Annotated in this window: 15 protein-coding genes; 5 read left to right on the top strand and 10 right to left on the bottom strand. The window is 60.7% G+C overall.

Annotated features, from left to right (window positions below; all coding sequences use genetic code 11):
- Positions 1-24 precede the first annotated feature (24 nt).
- From GR198_RS25980 to GR198_RS25935, 10 genes are all read right to left on the bottom strand, one after another.
- A complete protein-coding gene (locus GR198_RS25980; protein ID WP_029875398.1) occupies positions 25-1,023 on the bottom strand; it encodes a 4-hydroxyproline epimerase in 999 nt (332 codons plus the stop codon).
- Between the two features lie 23 nt (positions 1,024-1,046).
- Positions 1,047-1,895 (bottom strand): ABC transporter permease, encoded by an 849-nt coding sequence (locus GR198_RS25975; protein WP_029875397.1) that lies wholly within the window; start codon positions 1,893-1,895, stop codon positions 1,047-1,049.
- Positions 1,892-2,740 (bottom strand): ABC transporter permease, encoded by an 849-nt coding sequence (locus GR198_RS25970; RefSeq protein WP_029875396.1) that lies wholly within the window; start codon positions 2,738-2,740, stop codon positions 1,892-1,894. Before GR198_RS25970 ends, GR198_RS25975 begins: the two co-directional genes overlap by 4 nt.
- A gap of 12 nt (positions 2,741-2,752) precedes the next feature.
- Positions 2,753-3,841, bottom strand: coding sequence for a quaternary amine ABC transporter ATP-binding protein (locus tag GR198_RS25965; RefSeq protein ID WP_029875395.1), 1,089 nt, complete (start codon positions 3,839-3,841; stop codon positions 2,753-2,755).
- A 90-nt stretch (positions 3,842-3,931) separates the two neighbouring features.
- Positions 3,932-4,783 carry a glycine betaine ABC transporter substrate-binding protein gene (locus tag GR198_RS25960; RefSeq protein WP_029875394.1) on the bottom strand — a complete coding sequence of 284 codons (852 nt, stop codon included), beginning with the start codon at positions 4,781-4,783 and terminating at the stop codon, positions 3,932-3,934.
- 80 nt (positions 4,784-4,863) lie between these two features.
- The gene (locus GR198_RS25955; RefSeq protein WP_029875393.1) at positions 4,864-6,210 is read right to left on the bottom strand and encodes an NAD(P)/FAD-dependent oxidoreductase; all 1,347 of its coding nucleotides are present in this window, start codon (positions 6,208-6,210) and stop codon (positions 4,864-4,866) included.
- Entirely contained in the window at positions 6,207-7,724 is a 1,518-nt protein-coding gene (locus GR198_RS25950) for an aldehyde dehydrogenase (protein ID WP_164069759.1), read from the bottom strand. Before GR198_RS25950 ends, GR198_RS25955 begins: the two co-directional genes overlap by 4 nt.
- Positions 7,717-8,628: a dihydrodipicolinate synthase family protein gene (locus tag GR198_RS25945; protein WP_029875391.1), complete on the bottom strand. Its 912-nt coding sequence runs from the start codon at positions 8,626-8,628 to the stop codon at positions 7,717-7,719. Before GR198_RS25945 ends, GR198_RS25950 begins: the two co-directional genes overlap by 8 nt.
- On the bottom strand, positions 8,625-9,335 hold the full coding sequence (locus GR198_RS25940; protein WP_029875390.1) for a GntR family transcriptional regulator: 711 nt from the start codon (positions 9,333-9,335) through the stop codon (positions 8,625-8,627). The genes GR198_RS25945 and GR198_RS25940 overlap by 4 nt, the downstream gene beginning before the upstream one ends.
- Positions 9,336-9,635: 300 nt before the next feature.
- Positions 9,636-10,667 (bottom strand): GlxA family transcriptional regulator, encoded by a 1,032-nt coding sequence (locus tag GR198_RS25935; protein ID WP_029875389.1) that lies wholly within the window; start codon positions 10,665-10,667, stop codon positions 9,636-9,638.
- Between the two features lie 97 nt (positions 10,668-10,764).
- Here GR198_RS25935 and GR198_RS25930 point away from each other — a divergent pair, with 97 nt between their 5' ends.
- The 5 genes from GR198_RS25930 to glyA are packed head-to-tail and all read left to right on the top strand — an operon-like array spanning position 10,765 to position 17,191.
- The gene (locus tag GR198_RS25930) at positions 10,765-12,018 is read left to right on the top strand and encodes a sarcosine oxidase subunit beta family protein (RefSeq protein WP_029875388.1); all 1,254 of its coding nucleotides are present in this window, start codon (positions 10,765-10,767) and stop codon (positions 12,016-12,018) included.
- Positions 12,019-12,029: 11 nt separating this feature from the next.
- A complete protein-coding gene (locus GR198_RS25925) occupies positions 12,030-12,350 on the top strand; it encodes a sarcosine oxidase subunit delta (RefSeq protein WP_029875387.1) in 321 nt (106 codons plus the stop codon).
- Positions 12,347-15,337 (top strand): sarcosine oxidase subunit alpha, encoded by a 2,991-nt coding sequence (locus tag GR198_RS25920; RefSeq protein WP_029875386.1) that lies wholly within the window; start codon positions 12,347-12,349, stop codon positions 15,335-15,337. Before GR198_RS25925 ends, GR198_RS25920 begins: the two co-directional genes overlap by 4 nt.
- Before the next feature lie 13 nt (positions 15,338-15,350).
- The gene (gene soxG, locus GR198_RS25915) at positions 15,351-15,911 is read left to right on the top strand and encodes a sarcosine oxidase subunit gamma family protein (protein WP_029875385.1); all 561 of its coding nucleotides are present in this window, start codon (positions 15,351-15,353) and stop codon (positions 15,909-15,911) included.
- Positions 15,912-15,922: 11 nt separating this feature from the next.
- Complete coding sequence (gene glyA / locus GR198_RS25910; RefSeq protein ID WP_029875384.1) at positions 15,923-17,191, top strand: serine hydroxymethyltransferase; 1,269 nt, start codon at positions 15,923-15,925, stop codon at positions 17,189-17,191.
- Positions 17,192-17,290: the final 99 nt, after the last annotated feature.

Genomic DNA, 17,290 nt, shown 5'->3' with positions numbered 1-17,290 from the left:
AACGCACCCGATACTTGCGTCCAATCAAACTATCTGGAAACCATGCGCCAATGGATCGCGGTCATCGACGAACATCGTGTTGTGGCCAATGATTCTTGCCCATCCGCCGACGCTTGGCTTGATGCCCTTGAACGGACCGACCATGGTCTCTGCCTCGACGCGGCCTTCAAACACGGTGCCGATCAGGCTCTGCTGGCGGAACGTGTCTCCGGGACGCAGCCGCCCTTTGCCGTGTAGCTGCGCCATGCGCGCCGATGTTCCGGTGCCGCCCGGCGAGCGGTCGATCGCCTTGTCGCCGTAGAAGACCGCGCCGCGTCCGTCGGCATCCGGCCCACTCATATTGTCGCACCAAAGAGCATGATGGAGCCCGCCTATTCTTTCGTCTTCGGGGTGCACCGGATCGCAGATCGTGGCCAGCGCGTCGCGCAGCTTACGGCTGAGATCGACGATGTCTGCAGCCGTCATGCCATCAAGGCCCCGCCAGGCATCCTGCGGCTCGACGACCGCATAAAAATTGCCGCCATAGGCAATGTCGACCACCAGCTTTCCGAGACCCGCGACGTCGACTTCGACATCCGCCGCATGCAGATAGCTCGCGACGTTGAACATACGGACGGATTCGACATATTCGCCAGGCTTGTCGTAGGAAATATCGACCCTTCCGGCCGGCGTCTCGATGGACAGCCGACCCGGGATGCGAGGCGTCACCAGCCCCTCCTCGATTGCGGCGGTGACAAGTCCGATAGTGCCCGCCCCGCACATTGGTAAGCAACCGCTGACCTCGATGAAGATCACCGCGAAATCACAATCCTCGCGGTACGCAGGATAGATGATTGCGCCCGACATGATGTCATGGCCGCGGGGCTCGAACATCAGCGCCTGGCGAACCCAATCATGGTCGCGGACGAAAAGCTCGCGGCGCTCGGCGATCGGGAGATGCGGCAGCATCGGGCCGCCGCCTGCGACCAGCCGCACGGGATTGCCGCAGGTATGGGAGTCGATACAGAAGAAGCTGCGACGCATGAGTTTTCCTTTCGATTTAGGCCTTACACGCCAGGATTGCGGCGACCCTGCAAAGCGCCCTTCGACAGCCGGTCGAGAAGGATAGCGACCGCGACGATGGCCAGTCCTGCCCTCAGACCCAACCCCATTTCCATGCGCGTCAGTCCGCGGGTGACTTCGGCACCGAGGCCCCCTGCTCCGACAAGTCCGGCCAGCACGACCATCGCAAGGGAGAGGAGGATGCACTGGTTGAGGCCGACCAGAAGCGTCGGTGTGGCGGAAGGGATTTCGATCTTGAACAGGATCGCCCGGGGCGGAGCACCAGTGGCCTGGCCGAGTTCGAGAAGATCCTTGGGAACCTGTTTGAACGCCAGCGTCGTCAGACGCAGCATTGGCGGAACACCATAGACGATGGTCGCGATGATCGCCGGGACACGGCCCAGACTGAAGATCATGACGGCGGGGATGAGATAGACCCATGGCGGCACGGTTTGCATGATATCGAGCACCGGACGGATGGCGGCTTCGAATTTTCTGTAACGCGACGCGATCACGCCGAGCGGAAAGGCGATTGCCACCGAAATGATGACCGCGACGGTAACCAGAGCCAGCGTCTGCATCGACGCAATCCAGAGCCCCGTCAAGAAGCAGAACATGAGTGCGACAGCCGCCACGATCGAAACCCTGAGGTTGATGAGGAATGCTGCAAGAAGCACGACCACGACGATCACCGCGTAAGCCGGCGGATAGAGCAGGACAGCTTCAATTCCGCCGAGCACAGCCTCGATGAACTTCGTCACGGCATCAAAGAAGGGGTGAAAATTGGTGTTGAGCCAATCGACCACCGGAGCGAGATAGGCGCCCGGCGAGAACCGGAAAAGATCAGCGTTCATCTTACACCTGCCTTCGCATGACGCGCAGCGCTTTGCGTCAGTCTGTCGAGAACCATGGTCAGGATGACGATGGCAATCGCAGCGTTTATAGAGGTAGCGATATCGAGCGTGCGAACCGCCCCGTAGATCGTCTCGCCCAAGCCGCCGGAGCCGACTATGCCGGCGATCACGACCATGCCGAAGGCCATCATCAGGCTCTGATTTATGCCGGCCATCACACTCGGGATCGCGAATGGCAGTCTGATCTTGGCAAACATCTGCCACGGCGTCAGGCCGCTCGCCTGTCCAAGCTCGATGAACTCGCGCGGCGTCATGCGGATACCCAGCGACGTGAGGCGGATCGCCGGCGGCATCGCAACGATGACGGTGGCCACAAGTGCCGTCGCAGGGCCATAACCCAGCAGCGCGATTGCGGGAAGCAGATAGATATAGGGCGGCAGGGTCTGGATCAGATCGAGCATCGGCTCGAGGAACCTGTCGAAGGATTTGACGAAGCCCGCGACGATGCCGATGGGGATGCCCACGACAAGGGCGAGGATGGTCGCTGTTGCCACGAGCGCCAGGGTGCTCATGGTTTCGGTCCACAGCCCCATGATCGCGCAGACCATGATCGCGATGCCAGCGAGAATGCCGGATGTCAAATTTATCAGCCGCCAGCTCAATAGCGCCACGATGATCGCGACAACGTAGAAAGGCGGCAGTTGAAGCAGCCAGAGAATGCCTGCATAGGTGCCTTCGAGTACCGACCGCAGGAGCTCGAAAAGCCACTCGCCGTTGTCGCTGATCCAGCTGAGAGCATCATCCGTCCAGGTATCGAAAGTATCCGTTATGACCGAGGTGTCCATTCGCCTTCTCCCTTAAGCTGGCATCTCTGCGAGAGGCGCTCCGGCTACGCCGCGGAGCAAGCCGCGGGTGGTGACGACACCGATAACGGTTCCGTTCTCGACGACTGCCACGGCGTCACGGTCGGACTGCATCGTGAGATCGATGAGTTCGCCGATATCGGCCTCGGGCGAGGTCCTGAGAAGCGTTTCGACGTCGCAGTGCGGCTGTGCGGCTTTGAACTCGGCGACGGGAAACATTACCGAATGCGCCTTTACCAGGTGGATCCTGGAAATGCCCGCGACGAAATCGGAAACGTAGTCGTCCGCAGGTTTCGTGACAATTTCCTCGGCCGTGCCGACCTGCACGATCACGCCGTCCTTCATGATTGCAATCCGGTCACCGATGCGAATGGCTTCTTCGAGGTCGTGGGTGATGAAGACTGCCGACTTGCCGAGCGACTTCGTCAGCTGCCTGAATTCATCCTGGAGCTGCCGGCGGATGAGCGGGTCGAGAGCGCTGAAGGGCTCGTCCATCAAGATGATTTCAGGATCGGCAGCAAGCGCGCGCGCAAGACCGACACGTTGCTGCATACCGCCCGACAGCTCGGATGGATACCGGGAGGTCCAGTCAGAAAGACCTACCTTGTCGAGTGCGGCCCGTGCCGTCTTCTCGCGCTCAACTTTGGGAACTCCGCGAACCTCAAGGCCGAATGCCGCATTCTCGATGACCGTTCTATTGGGAAGGAGTGCTACGCTCTGGAAAACCATACCGATATTGCGCGCGCGCATGTCACGGAGTTCGGCGGGATTGAGCTTGGCGATCTCCTTGCCTTTCACCGTGATCTTGCCGAGACTCGGCTCGATAAGGCGGTTGAGAAGGCGAATAAGCGTCGACTTGCCGCTGCCCGAGAGCCCCATGATGCAGAAGATTTCGCCACTTCGGACCTGCAAACTGGCACCGGACACCCCGACCACACAGTCGAACTCTTGCAGGACTTGAGTCTTGGACAATCCTCGATCGGAGACGGCCTTGACGGCTGCCGACGCCCGGCCGCCGAAGATTTTCCAGACGTTCTGGCAGTCGACCAATACTTCGTTGGAGTCATTCATCGCAGTGTTCATTTCGTTCCCCGCGGGCCGGTCTGATGCTGGCCTGTTGCTCGTCCATGGTAGAGGATGCGGGCCGCCGAGCGTGGCGACCCGCGGTTGGCGTCACTCGCTCTTGATGTTTTCCCAGCGCTTGATGAGATCGGCGTGGCTTTCGGTCCACGCTGCAATGGCCTCATCCATCGTCTTGCCGTCGTTGACTGCGCTGTTCATGGCAGTGATGTCGGCAAGCGGCACGTAAATGCTGGCGATGACTTCACGCGCGTGCGGATAGTCGGCAGAGAAGCCTTTCTTGCCGATCCAGTAGTAGCTCTGCGGCGGCGGGAAGACACCCTTGGGGTCCTGGAGGAACTTGACGTCGTATTTCTGCATCATCCACGACGGTTCCCAGATGGTGACGGCGATCCATTCCTTGCGGTCGACCGCCGACTTGAGGGCGGCAGTCATGGCAGCCGTGCTGCCTTCGACCAGCTGGAGCTTGAGGTCATATTCCTTGACCGAGTTGCTGGTGTCGCGCATCAAACCGGAACCCGGCTCGATGCCGACGATCTTGCCGCCAAATTTGTCGGCGTTTTCGTTGAGCTGCTCCATGGAGTCGATCGGCACGTATTTCGGCACGGCGACGCCCTGGAACAGACCATGCGAAACCGGGGAAATTTTCTCGAGGCGGTTCTTGTTCTTGTCCCAGTAATCCTGGGCGACGTAGTCCGTCTGCGAGGCGAGCATCTGGATGTCGCCCTTGGTCAGAGCAGCATAGGCGATGCCCCACTCGGAGAACGGCACGACCTTGACGGTGTAGCCCTTGTCTTCCAGAACCTTCCTGGTAATGCCGGTGATCGGCGTGAGATCCTCCCACGACATCGTTCCGATCGTGATGCTTTTTTCCTCCGCCTGAGCGGACGTCATGGTCATCCCGACCATTGCCGCAGCGCAGAGCGCTTTCCACAAAGCCTTCATTGTTATTTTCCTCTTCTTACGTTCCCATTCTCGTTGAAAACCGGCGGGTCGCCTCAGTCTTCAGATTGCGCGGCAAGGGATCATCCCTCGCGGCCTGCACGCAATTCCTGCAAACGGATCACCGAATTGATGCCCAGCCATGCGATGGGCTCGGGTGGGAGCCGGGACGGCTCGGGGTGATCCATGTATTGTTCGAGATGCCGGGACGTGGTCCCGGTCGCCAATTCCGCCGCCATCATGCCGGCGAGCGTGCTCTTCACGGTACCCAGCCCGTTTTCGCAGCAGGCGGAGTAAAGCCCTTCTTCGATCTCGCCGAAGGCGGGCACGTGGTTCAAGCTCAGGCAAAGGCGCCCGGCCCAGCTATGTTCGAACGGTATGCCCTCGAGCGCGGGAAAGCGCGCATCGAGCGAGGCCCGATGGGCCTTGGCCATCTTCGCCATCCGTCCTTCGGTCACGGCCACCGTCGTTTCGTAAGTATACTTGGTGCGGATCACGATCCGGGACTGGCCTGCGGAGGTGATCTTACGGACCGTAGCTCCCATCGCATCCGCCGGAAGCAATGCCCATCTCTCCCGTCCTGACGCCTTGCGGCCGACGCCGTCGTCGGAGAAAGGGGCAGTCATCGAGGCATAGGCAAAGATATGCATCAGACGACCGCGATAATGGCCGAAATCGTCGATATGCCCGTTGACGCCCATGATAACCTTCGGGGCGACGACCTTGCCGCGAGGCGACGTCGCAATCCAGGTCCCGTTTTCCCGCTTCAACGACGTGACGGCAGAGCGCTCGAAGATATCCACCCTGCCGGAGAGCCCCTGGGCGAAGCTCCGGATGTAATCGGCGGGTTGGATCAGCACCGCCCCCGGCGTATAGATTCCACCACGATAGAATTCCGTTCCGGTGATCTCGCGCATATCCGCGGCGTCGAGATAGCTGTGCTTTTCGCCTGCACCGGTCAGCGATTCTCCGAAGCTCTGGTTCAGCTTCAGGCCCCGCGCCGTGGCCGCAGCGTTGATCTTTCCGGCCGGATCAAACGTCTCGCGAGACATTCCGTATTCTTCCGCCGCCTGTTTGGCGAAGGCGATCGCGGCACGGTTCTGCTTCATCTCCAAACGCGTGGCGTCCAAACCGCCGCTCGAATATTCACTGGATGCAAGGGTGTGCGGGACGTCGATCATGAAGCCGGAATTGCGACCCGACGTCCCCTTCCCCAGTTCGCCCGCGTCCAAAATGACAATCTTGTCGTCCGGACGCAGTTCGAGCAGACGGCGGGCGGCGGAAAGGCCCGCAAAGCCCGCGCCGACGATCAGCCAGTCCGCGGTCACGTTGCCATCGAGGCTCCGGATCGGAAACGAACGTCGACTGATCGCTTCCCAACCCGAGATACCGTTTTCGACCGGCAAGCGTTTGACGGACTTGGCGATCATCGGATCGTCTCGTCCACCGAGCGTTCCGAGATGTCGATCCAGATCGTCTTCAGTTCGCAATAGTTGTCGTGAGCAAAGATCGATTTGTCGCGTCCGCCGAAACCCGACTCCTTGTAACCGCCGAACGGGGTTGTCGCGTCACCCTCGCCGAAGCAATTGACGGTGACCAGTCCAGCGCGGATTTCGCGCGAGAGCCTGATCGCCTTGCGCAGGCTGCCGGTGTAGACCGATGCCGTCAGGCCATAATTCGTGTCGTTGGCGAGCGCCACGGCCTCGTCGAGGGAATTGAAGGTCGTGACCGACAGGATGGGGCCGAAAATCTCTTCCTTGAAAAGCCGGCTCTGCGGCGTGACGCCATCAACCACCGTCGGCTCGATGAAGATACCCTTCTGGGTCTCTCCCCCATGAGCGATCGCCAGCTTTTCCGTCTTTGCGTCGTCGAGGAACGACTTCACCTTCTCGAAGTGATTTTTGCTGACCAGTGCGCCGATGCGGTTGTCAGGGTCGAGCGGGTCGCCCGTCCTCCATTCGCGCATATAGGCGCCGATGCGCTCGAGCAGTTCGTCCTTGATCTTGGAGTGGACGATAAGCCGCGAGGTCGCCGAGCAATTCTCGCCCATGTTCCAGAAGGCACCGTTGACCACCTGTTCGGCAACGAGATCCAGGTCTTCGGCGTCTTCCAGCACGACCGCCGGGTTTTTACCGCCGCATTCGAGGACGACTTTCTTAAGATTGCTGTCTGCTGAATATCGCAGGAACCGCCGGCCGGTCGGCGTCGATCCGGTGAAGGCCACCATATCGACGTCCATGTGCATGCCGAGCGGTTCGCCGACATCCTTGCCGCTTCCCGTGACGACGTTGAGAACGCCAGCCGGAATACCCGCCTCATGGGCAAGCTCGGCGACACGAAGCGTCGTCAGCGTGGTTTCCTGGGCAGGCTTGATGATCACCGAGCAGCCCGCTGCAAGCGCTGGACCGATCTTCCAAGCCAGCATCAGCAGGGGAAAGTTCCAGGGTAGAACGCAGCCGACGACGCCGATGGGCTCGCGCACCACCATGGTCAACGCATTTGGTCCCACAGGATTGGTGTTGTCGTAGAGCTTGTCGATCAGTTCGGCGTGCCAACGAATGGTGTGGATGGTGTCCGGAATGTCGACGGTCTGGCATTCGCGAACCGGCTTACCGCTGTCGACGCTCTCCATGACGGCGAGCTCATGGCGATTTTCTTCAAGGAGCTTGGCGAATCTGAGGAGAACGGCTTTCCTCTCGCCGGGAGACTGAAGGTGCCAGCGGCCATCGTCGAAGGACTGCCTGGCCTTGGCGACAGCATAATCCACATCGCTTGCGTCACAGGCTGCGATCTCGGCCAGGAGGTCGCCGGTCGCGGGATTGGTTGTTTTGAACGTGTTGCCCGAATTCGCCGGACGGAAGGCGCCATCGATGAAGGCGTTGGTGGCCAGTTGGAGGCTTGCGGCAATTGCCTTGTATTCGGCGGCTGTCAAAGGTTCATGCATGATTTGCTCCCGACGTGATCTGGGCGACCGTGCGCTTCAAGGTGGTAACGACAGTCTGGAGGGTTCTTTTTTCTTCCGAATTGAGCGGGCGAAGCGGCGCGCGAACCGGCCCCGTGCTGAGACCGATCAGTTCGCAACCGTGCTTGATCGACTGGACGAACTTCCCGCATTCGAGGAAATCCATCAGCGGCAGCATCGCGGTCATGATGGCGCGGCCCTTGTCGAAATTCTTCTCGTTCACGCAGGCTTCGTAGAGAGCCACGTGTTCACGCGGAAGGAAATTCGAGCCGGCGCAGACCCAGCTCTTTGCACCCCAGGCGAAGAATTCGAGCGCCTGGTCGTCCCAGCCGCAGGACAGCGAGATGTGCGGGAACTTGCGGGCCAGCAAATGGAGATTGGCCATGTCGCCGGAGCTTTCCTTGATGGCGATGACGTTCTTCGATTTGCCGACGCGGGCGAAATATTCTTCGCCCATCACGACGCCCATGCGGGCCGGATAGTTGTAGAGCATGATCGGCATGTTGGCCGCGCGGTCGATGGTGAGCGCGTGAACGGCATTCTCGCGCTCTGTGGGCAGCGCATAGGGAGGGGACGACACCAGGATAGCATCGGCGCCGATTTCCTTCGCGGCCCTGGCGTATTCGACGGAGTCTTCCGTCCGCGTCGCACCCGTTCCGATGACGAGCGGCAGGCGTGTTCCGATCACATCCTTGGCATAGGCGGCCAGCTCAAAACGTTCCTGGGCGCTCTGCGCATAATATTCGCCGGTCGAACCGCCAACGATGATGCCATGGACCTTCGCGTCGATCAGCGATTCCAGGACCGCGGCGAATGCTGGCCTGTCTATTTGCCGGTCAGGGTCTAGCGGGGTCACTGCCGGAGTGTAGATACCTTCGAATTTCAAGACGATTTCTCCATCGCTGCGGCGGGCACTTCGACGAGTGCGTCAGCCTTCATTCCCTGTGGCGCAATGAACATCTCCATGTTCTCCCGCGACAATTCCCAGTGTTCGAACACCAGGTCGACGACCGCTTCCTCGTCGTGAGCACCGATGGCGGAGATGAAGCCGTCGTGATGCTCGACCGCCAATTGCAGCCGCTGGCGCATGTCGTCGTTGCGCGGCCGGAAGAAAGTGTGGCCGATCCGCGCGTGGTCGATGAGCAGGCGGCCGAGGCTAGGCTGCAGATAGGCGTTGGCCGACATCTCGCCGATGATCTCGTGGAACCGGTTGTTCTCCAGCACCATCGCGAGAGCGTCGCCGGACACACTTGCCGTGCGGAAGCGTTCCTGGGTGTCCGTAAGGTCGCCGAGCTGCTTCGGCTTGAAGTTCTGGACGGCGAGGCGACCGATCGCTGCGTAGATCATCGGCGCGACCAGAAAGAAGTGCCTGAGCGTCTGGTGGTTCATCGGGATGACGCGCGCGCCGCGGTTCGCCCGGATATCGATGTAGCCCTCGCCTTCGAGACGTCGGAAGATTTCCCGAACCGGCGTGCGCGAAAGCCCGTACCGTTCGCTCAAGCCTACCTCGTCCAGATCCTGATCGGGGTCGAGCTCCATCGTCAGTATCTGCCGCTTGAGATCGTCGTATAGATCGTTTTTGCCGCTCCTCACGTAAACCTCCTGCACATCGCCGTGTCGGGCAGATCACATGACCTGCGCCCATAAAGTCAGGTTTGCATGGGTCGAGGCACGAGTCAATAAAAATGTATAAACTGAGTATACAGTGATTGTTATGAGGAAATACACTCCTTTGCCGCCGCGTTGGAACAACCGAAATGCCCTGTGGGCGTCGGCTTCTTGCATGCGAATGCGGGGATGTGCATTGACGCGATCATGCTGTTTTCGCCAGCGACCGAATGGAACGGTATAGCTGGCTTTGGCTTTCCCACGGTCGGGAGCGAAGTCTCCGGATCAGGATTTCGGGAGAAGAACGCCGACGGCGAATTCCTCGGCGCTGGTCGAGCGCCCGCCTTGCGCCTTGCGATATTCCCCTGGCGTGAACCCATGCTCGGCACTCAGGGCCCGGGACAGGTGTGGCGCGTCACAGAAGCCTGTGGCCATGGCAATCTGGGTGATCGTCCAGTCCGTCGTGCGCAAAAGCGACAGCACCCTGTCCAGCCGGAGTTCGAGATAGAGCTTGGCCGGACTGATCTTCAGATCCGTCAGGAACCGCCGCTCGAGCCCCCGTCGTCCGACGCCAAGCTCGTCGGCCAGGTCGGTGACCGTCTTCGGTACCTCGATATTTTGCTGCATGCGCAGGATCGTTTTCTTCACCAGCGGATCGTTCGCTATTCGCCTTGTCTGTTGACCCGGCTGCGGCTTTTCTCCGCTTAACGCATTGTCGATCATCATGATGTTCAGGCTTTTAATGGCGGCAGACTGACCCACGTGCCGCTCAACCAGGAAAGCCGCCAGATGGGCTGCCCCGTGACCTCCGGAACATGTCAGCCGATCGCGGTCGATGACGAAAATCTGGTCGGCGACCAATTGCTCCGCGTTGAATCGGTCAAGAAAATCCTGATGATGAAACCAACTGACGCAGCATCGATAACCGTCGAGCAGTCCTGCCTCATGCAGGATGAAGACGCCCGTGCACAACCCAATGATCGGGACGCCGATTTCGGCGGAACCCTTCAGAAAACGGGTCGCCTCGGGTGTGAGCGCGCTCTTGTCGCCGATCAGCCCGCCCACGACGACGATGTAATCATATCGTTCCGCATGTTTAAGACGCGTATCCGGCTGCACCCTGACGCCGCAACTCGACTGCACGCTGTTCATGTCGTCCGACAGAACGGTCCATTCGCATAGAATAGGCCGGGAGCGATCAGCCTCGTCGGCAGCGAGGCGAAGCACATCGACAAAATTCGCGAAGGCCGAGAGCGTGAACCGGTCGGCAAGAAGAAAGGCGACACTCAGGCGCTTTTTGGTGCGAGGCGCGGTCATGCGCAAATATTCAATCAAAGCGACGCAATTGTCCAGACTTGCGTCGTGAAATCTCTCTACGTTCCGGACCACCATATCTCCAACAAGCAGGCACGCCATGACGCGCTTCAACGCACTCAATCTCTTGCGGCATGCACTGACCGGGCATAAGCACTGGGATGAGCAATGGCCGCAGAAAGAGCCAAAAGCCGAATATGACGTCATCATCGTCGGCGCCGGCGGCCACGGCCTGGGGGCCGCCTATTACCTTGCCAGCCAGCACGGCATTACCAACGTCGCGGTCATCGACAAGGGCTGGCTTGGCGGTGGCAACACGGGTCGCAATACGACGATCATCCGTTCCAACTATCTTTATGACGAGAGTGCGCGCCTTTACGATCACGCGGTCGATCTTTGGGAAGGGCTGAGCCAGGAGCTCAACTACAACGTCATGTATTCGCGTCGAGGCTGCCTCATGCTGGCTCATACCGTGCATGACGTTCAGAGCTTCAAGCGGCATATTCATGCAAATCGGCTGAACGGTGTCGACAACCGATGGCTGACCAAGGAGGAGGCCAAGGAATATTGCCCTCCCCTGGATCTGTCACCCAACGCCCGCTACCCGGTGATGGGCGCCGCCCTTCAAGAGAGGGCCGGCACAGCCCGTCACGACGCCGTCGCCTGGGGATATGCGCGCGGTGCCGCGGCGAGAGGCGTCGATATCATCGAGAACTGCCCGGTCACGGGGATCCGCCGCAACGCCGACGGTTCGGTCGCCGGCGTCGAAACCGCCAAGGGGTTCATCAAGGCAAAAAAGGTTGCGGTCTCGGCGGCCGGCCATACCTCGGTCGTCATGGAAACCGCTGGGGTGCGGTTGCCGCTGGAGAGCTATCCGCTGCAGGCATTGGTTTCCGAGCCGATCAAGCCGATTTTCCCTTGCGTGGTGATGTCGAATGCAGTCCACGCCTACATCAGCCAGTCGGACAAAGGCGAACTGGTCATCGGATCAGGGACCGATCAGTACACGTCCTACTCGCAACGTGGAGGATTGCCGCTGATCGAGCATACGATCGCCGCCATCGTCGAGATTTTTCCCATCTTCAACCGCATGCGGATGCTGCGAAAATGGGGCGGCATCGTCGATGTCACACCCGATCGCTCGGCTATCCTCGGCAAGACACCGGTTCCCGGGCTGTACGTCAATTGCGGTTGGGGCACCGGCGGTTTCAAGGCCACGCCGGGAGCGGCGCACACCTTCGCCTGGACCATCGCCAAAAACGAACCTCATCCGATCAACGCGCCCTTCACGCTTGAACGCTTCCGTTCCGGCCGCCTGATCGACGAAGCCGCCGCCGCCGCCGTAGCACATTGAGGACATAACCCATGCTGCTGATCCGTTGCCCTTACTGCAATGAAACCCTGCCCGAGGCGGAGTTCACCTATGCCGGCCAGGCCCACATCGTTCGCGCGTCCGATCCTTCGTCACAGACCGACGAGCAGTGGGAGGAATTTCTGTTTATCCGCGCCAACGTCAAAGGCCCGCACTACGAACGCTGGCGGCACCTGCATGGTTGCGGCCGGTTTTTCAACGCGGTGCGCGACACGGTCAGCGATCGGTTCCTGACGACCTATGCAGCGGGCGAGCAGCGCCCCGATCTTGCTACATTGCCCGGTCTGCCAGCCGGTTCGGAGGTGCTGAAATGAACCCGTATCGCGTTTCCGGCCGCGGCCGGGTAGACACCGGACGTCCTGTTGTCTTCAGCTTCGACGGCAAGGCATATCACGGCGCAAAGGGCGACACGGTAGCCTCCGCGCTGCTGGCGAACGGCGTTCATCTGATGGGGCGGTCGTTCAAATATCACCGTCCACGCGGCCCTATTGCCGCGGGTTCGGAGGAGCCCAATGCGCTGATCGGCACGCGGCGCGGCCCGGGCCGGTTCGAGCCGAATACCCGCGCGACCGTTCAGGAAATCTGGAACGGGCTCGAAACCAACTCGCAGAACAAGTATCCCAGCTTGAAATTCGACGTGGGGGCGGTCAACGACGCAGCCTACATGCTGTTTTCGGCGGGCTTCTACTACAAGACGTTCATGTGGCCCAAGAGTTTCTGGAACAAGGTCTATGAGCCCTTCATCCGTGCGGCTGCCGGTTTGGGCGTGTCTCCCAAGGAGACGGATCCAGACACCTATGCGTCGCGCAACATGCATTGCGACGTCTTGATCGTCGGCGCCGGACCAGCCGGGCTGGCGGCAGCGCGCGCGGCGGCGGTCGATGGCCTGAAGGTCGTCGTCGTGGACGAGAATGGTGAAGCCGGCGGCACGCTTCTGTCCGAGCCGCAGGCTCATATCGGCGGACGCCCGGCATGGGACTGGCTGGCTGCCGAGTTGAAAGCTCTCGATGATCTGGGCGTCAAAATCATGACCCGGACGACAGCAATCGCCTATTACCACCAGAACATGATCGGCTTGTGCCAACGTTTGACCGATCACCTCGAGGCCCTGCCCAAAGATACGCCGCGCGAACGCTTGTGGCGGGTGCGGGCGCGCCAGGTCGTGCTGGCGCAGGGTGCGCTCGAAAAGCCGCTGGTCTTCCATGGCAACGATCGTCCGGGTGTGATGCTGGCCGGTGCGGCCCAGACCTATCTGAACCGCTACGGCGTCAGGGTCGGCAATATGCCTGTCGTCGTCACCAGCCATGACAGCGCGTGGTACGCAGCCTTCGAACTTCACGGCGCGGGCGCCCGCGTCCAGGCGATCGTGGATACCCGTAACACCGTACGGGAGGAGCTGGTGAATGAGGCCCGCGCCTTGGGAATTCCGGTCAAGCTGTCCCATACGGTAACGTCGACCTCGGGGCGTCTGCGCGTCAACTCGGTCGGCGTCAGCCGGGTCGACGGCCAGACGGTCCACTCGGGGCAGAGGATCAAATGCGACGCCGTGCTGATGTCGGGCGGCTGGACGCCTTCCTTGCATCTTTTTTCGCACACCCAGGGCAAGATCGCCTGGGACGACGAACGCACCACCTTCCTGCCGGCGCTCACCCGCGAGGATTGCGTGATCGCTGGAGCCGGACGAGGGCTCTGGGGCATCGAAGCGGCATTGGAAGATGGCGCCGAGCGCGGTCGCGAGGTCGCTGCCGCCCTCGGCAAAACCGGTGCGTCGATCGGCTATGCCGTAGATCATGACCGGACCGGCACTGGCGTGTCGCACACGGAACTGCCGACCGACCGCAACCCGGGCAAGGCAAAGGCTTTCGTCGACTACCAGAACGACGTGACCGCCAAGGACCTGCGTCTGGCCGTCCGCGAGGGCATGCGCTCGATCGAGCATGTCAAGCGCTACACGACCAACGGCATGGCGACCGATCAGGGAAAAATGTCGAATATCAACGGTCTGAACATCGCTGCCGATGCGCTCGGCAGACGCCAGCCCGAGGTCGGTCTGACCACCTTCCGTCCGCCCTATACGCCAACGACCTTCGGAGCTTTTGCAGGTTATCATCGCGGCGTTCATTTCGAGGTCACCCGCAAAACGCAGATCGACTCGTGGGCCGAAGCGACTGGCGCGGTTTACGAACCGGTCGGACAATGGCGCCGCGCCTGGTATTTTCCGAAGCCGGGCGAGGATATGGACGCTGCCGTGAGCCGCGAATGCCGGGCCGTGCGCAAAAGCCTCGGCATCTTCGATGCATCGACGCTCGGCAAGATCGAGGTCGCAGGTCCCGATGCGGTCGAATTCATGAACCGCATGTACACCAATCCCTGGTCGAAGCTTGCGCCGGGACGATGCCGCTACGGTCTGCTTTTGGGCGATGACGGTTTTATCCGTGACGATGGTGTCATCGGCCGCATGACCGAGGATCGTTTCCACGTCACAACCACCACCGGCGGCGCGGCGCGTGTGATGAATATGATGGAAGACTACCTCCAAACCGAATGGCCCGACCTCAACGTCTGGCTGACCTCGACCACCGAGCAATGGTCCACCGTTGCGCTGAACGGCCCGAATGCGGCGAAACTGCTGGCGCCGCTGGTCGAAGGGATCGAACTGACGGAGGAAGCCTTCCCGCATATGTCCTGCGTCGAATGCACCGTCGCGGGGATGCCTGCACGACTGTTCCGTGTCAGCTTTACCGGCGAGATCGGCTTCGAAGTCAACGTGCCCGCGCCTCTCGGGCGCAGGCTATGGGAGATACTCTGGGAGGCAGGCCAGTCATATGGCATCACCGCCTATGGCACCGAAACGATGCACGTTCTGCGAGCCGAAAAAGGCTACATCATCGTTGGTCAGGATACTGACGGCACCGTCACGCCCTATGATGCGGGTATGGGCTGGGCCGTGGGCAAGAACAAGCCGGATTTTGTCGGCAAGCGTGGCCTGGCGCGCCCGGATTTGGTGGCCAAAGGCCGCAGGCAGCTTGTCGGCCTTCTGACCGAGGATCGCTCGAAGCTGGAAGAAGGAGCGCAGATCGTCTTCGACCCGAAGCAGGCAATTCCGATGACGATGGTGGGACATGTGACCTCTTCCTATCATTCGGACGCAGTCGGCCAGCCGATCGCGCTGGCGCTTGTCGAGGGAGGCCACGACCGGATGGGAGAGACAGTCTACATCCCGATGCCCGACCGCACCATTGCCGCGAAAATTGCCGGAACCGTGTTTGTCGATCCCGAAAACACCCGCCTGAAAATCTGACCCGGAGACGAAGATGAGCACGCAGATTTCTTCTCTGACACCCAGCGTCCTGGTCGAAACCGGCGCTGTAAGGGTCGCAGTCTTGCCGGAGCGGGGACGGTTGTCGCTGCGCTCCCGCGGCGACCTTGCGTCGCTGAACAAGGCTCTCGGTCTGACGCTTCCGGATCGGATCGGCCGGCGCGTCATTGCCGGCGAAACCGAAGTCATCCGGCTGGGTCCCGACGAATGGACGATCCTCGTCCCCGCCGGTGAGGTGACTGGGCTTATTGCGGCTTGCGACGCAATCTATGCCGACCATCCCTACAGCCTTGTCGATATTTCGGGGCGTGAGATCACGCTGCAGATCGAGGGGCCGAAAGCAGCCGAGCTGCTGGCGCTTGGCTGCGCCCGCGACGTCGAGATCATCCCGGTCGGTGAGGGTCGCAGGACGGTTTGCGACGGTACGACGGTGATCTTGTGGCGCGATTCCGAGGACCGCTTCCGTATGGACATCTGGAATAGTTTCGCACCGCACCTCGGCCATCTTTTTGAAATCGGCAGCAAGGAACTGGCTGCAGAAATCGCCTTATCCTGAAAGGAAATCCAATGTTTGACCGTTTGTCACAAACCACCGTTTCCGACGTGGCGGTTGCCAGCGCCATCGCCGAAGAACTTGAGCGGCAGAAGACCCAGATCGAGCTGATCGCTTCGGAGAATATCGTTTCTCCCGACGTTCTGGCGGCGCAAGGATCGGTGCTGACGAACAAATATGCCGAGGGTTACCCTGGAAAACGCTACTACGGCGGCTGCGAATTCGTCGACAAGGTCGAGCAGGTGGCCATTGACCGGCTGAAGCAGCTCTTCGGAGCAGAATACGCCAATGTGCAGCCACATTCCGGCGCGCAGGCCAATCAAGCGGTCTTCCTTGCGCTTCTGCAGCCTGGAGATCGGATCATGGGGCTGTCGCTCGCCCATGGCGGGCACCTCACGCACGGATCACCGGTGACCATGTCGGGTAAATGGTTCGATGTGGTCTCCTATGAAGTCGATGCCGACACGCATCTCATCGACATGGAAAAGGTCCGCGAGAAGGCTCTGGAGACGAAGCCAAAGTTGATCGTCGCAGGCGCCTCGGCCTATCCGCGCCAGATCGACTTTGCCGGATTCCGCAAGATCGCCGACGAGGTCGGGGCCTATTTGATGGTCGACATGGCCCACTACGCCGGTCTGATTGCAGGCGGCAAATACCCGAACCCGGTGCCCCATGCCCATGTCGTCACCTCGACCACCCACAAGACCCTGCGCGGGCCGCGCGGGGGTGTCATCCTGACCAATGATGCCGAACTGGCGAAGAAACTGAACTCCGCCGTTTTCCCCGGCAATCAGGGCGGCCCTCTGATGCACGTCATTGCTGCCAAGGCCGTGGCATTTGGCGAAGCGCTGCGGCCTGAATTTGCCGATTACGCCGGCCAGGTCATCTCCAATGCCCAGGCCCTGGCCAAAGTCCTGAAGGACGGTGGCCTCGGGATCGTTTCGGGTGGTACGGACAGTCACATGGTGCTGGTTGATCTGCGCCCGAAAGGCGTAACCGGCAAGGTGGCTGAAATTGCGCTGGAACGCGCGGGCCTGACCTGCAACAAGAACGCAATCCCGAACGATCCGGAAAAGCCCTTCGTTACCTCAGGTATTCGTTTGGGGAGTTCGGCCGGAACCACGCGCGGCTTCGGTGAAGCCGAGTTCGAAAAGATCGGCGTGCTGATCCTCACTGTTATCGATGCGTTGTCCCAGACCCCGGAGGGCATCGCCGAGTCCGAGGCGGAGGTGCGCGCACAAGTCCGCGCTTTGTGCGAGGCTTTTCCGATCTACGGTTCGTAAATGAACCGATCGATCTTCGAGATCGGATTGCGTGGTGCCGCGGATATTGGCATTGCCGGCAATCTCCGATCTGCAGCGCCACGCGTCTGAAAAGACGCG

Origin of the sequence: Rhizobium leguminosarum, assembly GCF_010668065.1 — a bacterium.
Taxonomy (GTDB): Bacteria; Pseudomonadota; Alphaproteobacteria; order Rhizobiales; family Rhizobiaceae; genus Rhizobium; species Rhizobium leguminosarum_S.
Note: the sequence above shows the minus strand (reverse complement) of the source record. Positions and strands in the feature narration are given on the sequence as shown.

What these genes read in the sequence shown, in the direction of transcription:
- GR198_RS25980 (WP_029875398.1), bottom strand. Translation starts at nt 1,023, where the DNA reads ATGCGTCGCAGCTTCTTCTGTATCGACTCCCATACCTGCGGCAATCCC.
- GR198_RS25975 (WP_029875397.1), bottom strand. Translation starts at nt 1,895, where the DNA reads ATGAACGCTGATCTTTTCCGGTTCTCGCCGGGCGCCTATCTCGCTCCG.
- GR198_RS25970 (WP_029875396.1), bottom strand. Translation starts at nt 2,740, where the DNA reads ATGGACACCTCGGTCATAACGGATACTTTCGATACCTGGACGGATGAT.
- GR198_RS25965 (WP_029875395.1), bottom strand. Translation starts at nt 3,841, where the DNA reads ATGAACACTGCGATGAATGACTCCAACGAAGTATTGGTCGACTGCCAG.
- GR198_RS25960 (WP_029875394.1), bottom strand. Translation starts at nt 4,783, where the DNA reads ATGAAGGCTTTGTGGAAAGCGCTCTGCGCTGCGGCAATGGTCGGGATG.
- GR198_RS25955 (WP_029875393.1), bottom strand. Translation starts at nt 6,210, where the DNA reads ATGATCGCCAAGTCCGTCAAACGCTTGCCGGTCGAAAACGGTATCTCG.
- GR198_RS25950 (WP_164069759.1), bottom strand. Translation starts at nt 7,724, where the DNA reads ATGCATGAACCTTTGACAGCCGCCGAATACAAGGCAATTGCCGCAAGC.
- GR198_RS25935 (WP_029875389.1), bottom strand. Translation starts at nt 10,667, where the DNA reads ATGACCGCGCCTCGCACCAAAAAGCGCCTGAGTGTCGCCTTTCTTCTT.
- GR198_RS25930 (WP_029875388.1), top strand. Translation starts at nt 10,765, where the DNA reads ATGACGCGCTTCAACGCACTCAATCTCTTGCGGCATGCACTGACCGGG.
- GR198_RS25925 (WP_029875387.1), top strand. Translation starts at nt 12,030, where the DNA reads ATGCTGCTGATCCGTTGCCCTTACTGCAATGAAACCCTGCCCGAGGCG.
- GR198_RS25920 (WP_029875386.1), top strand. Translation starts at nt 12,347, where the DNA reads ATGAACCCGTATCGCGTTTCCGGCCGCGGCCGGGTAGACACCGGACGT.
- soxG (WP_029875385.1), top strand. Translation starts at nt 15,351, where the DNA reads ATGAGCACGCAGATTTCTTCTCTGACACCCAGCGTCCTGGTCGAAACC.
- glyA (WP_029875384.1), top strand. Translation starts at nt 15,923, where the DNA reads ATGTTTGACCGTTTGTCACAAACCACCGTTTCCGACGTGGCGGTTGCC.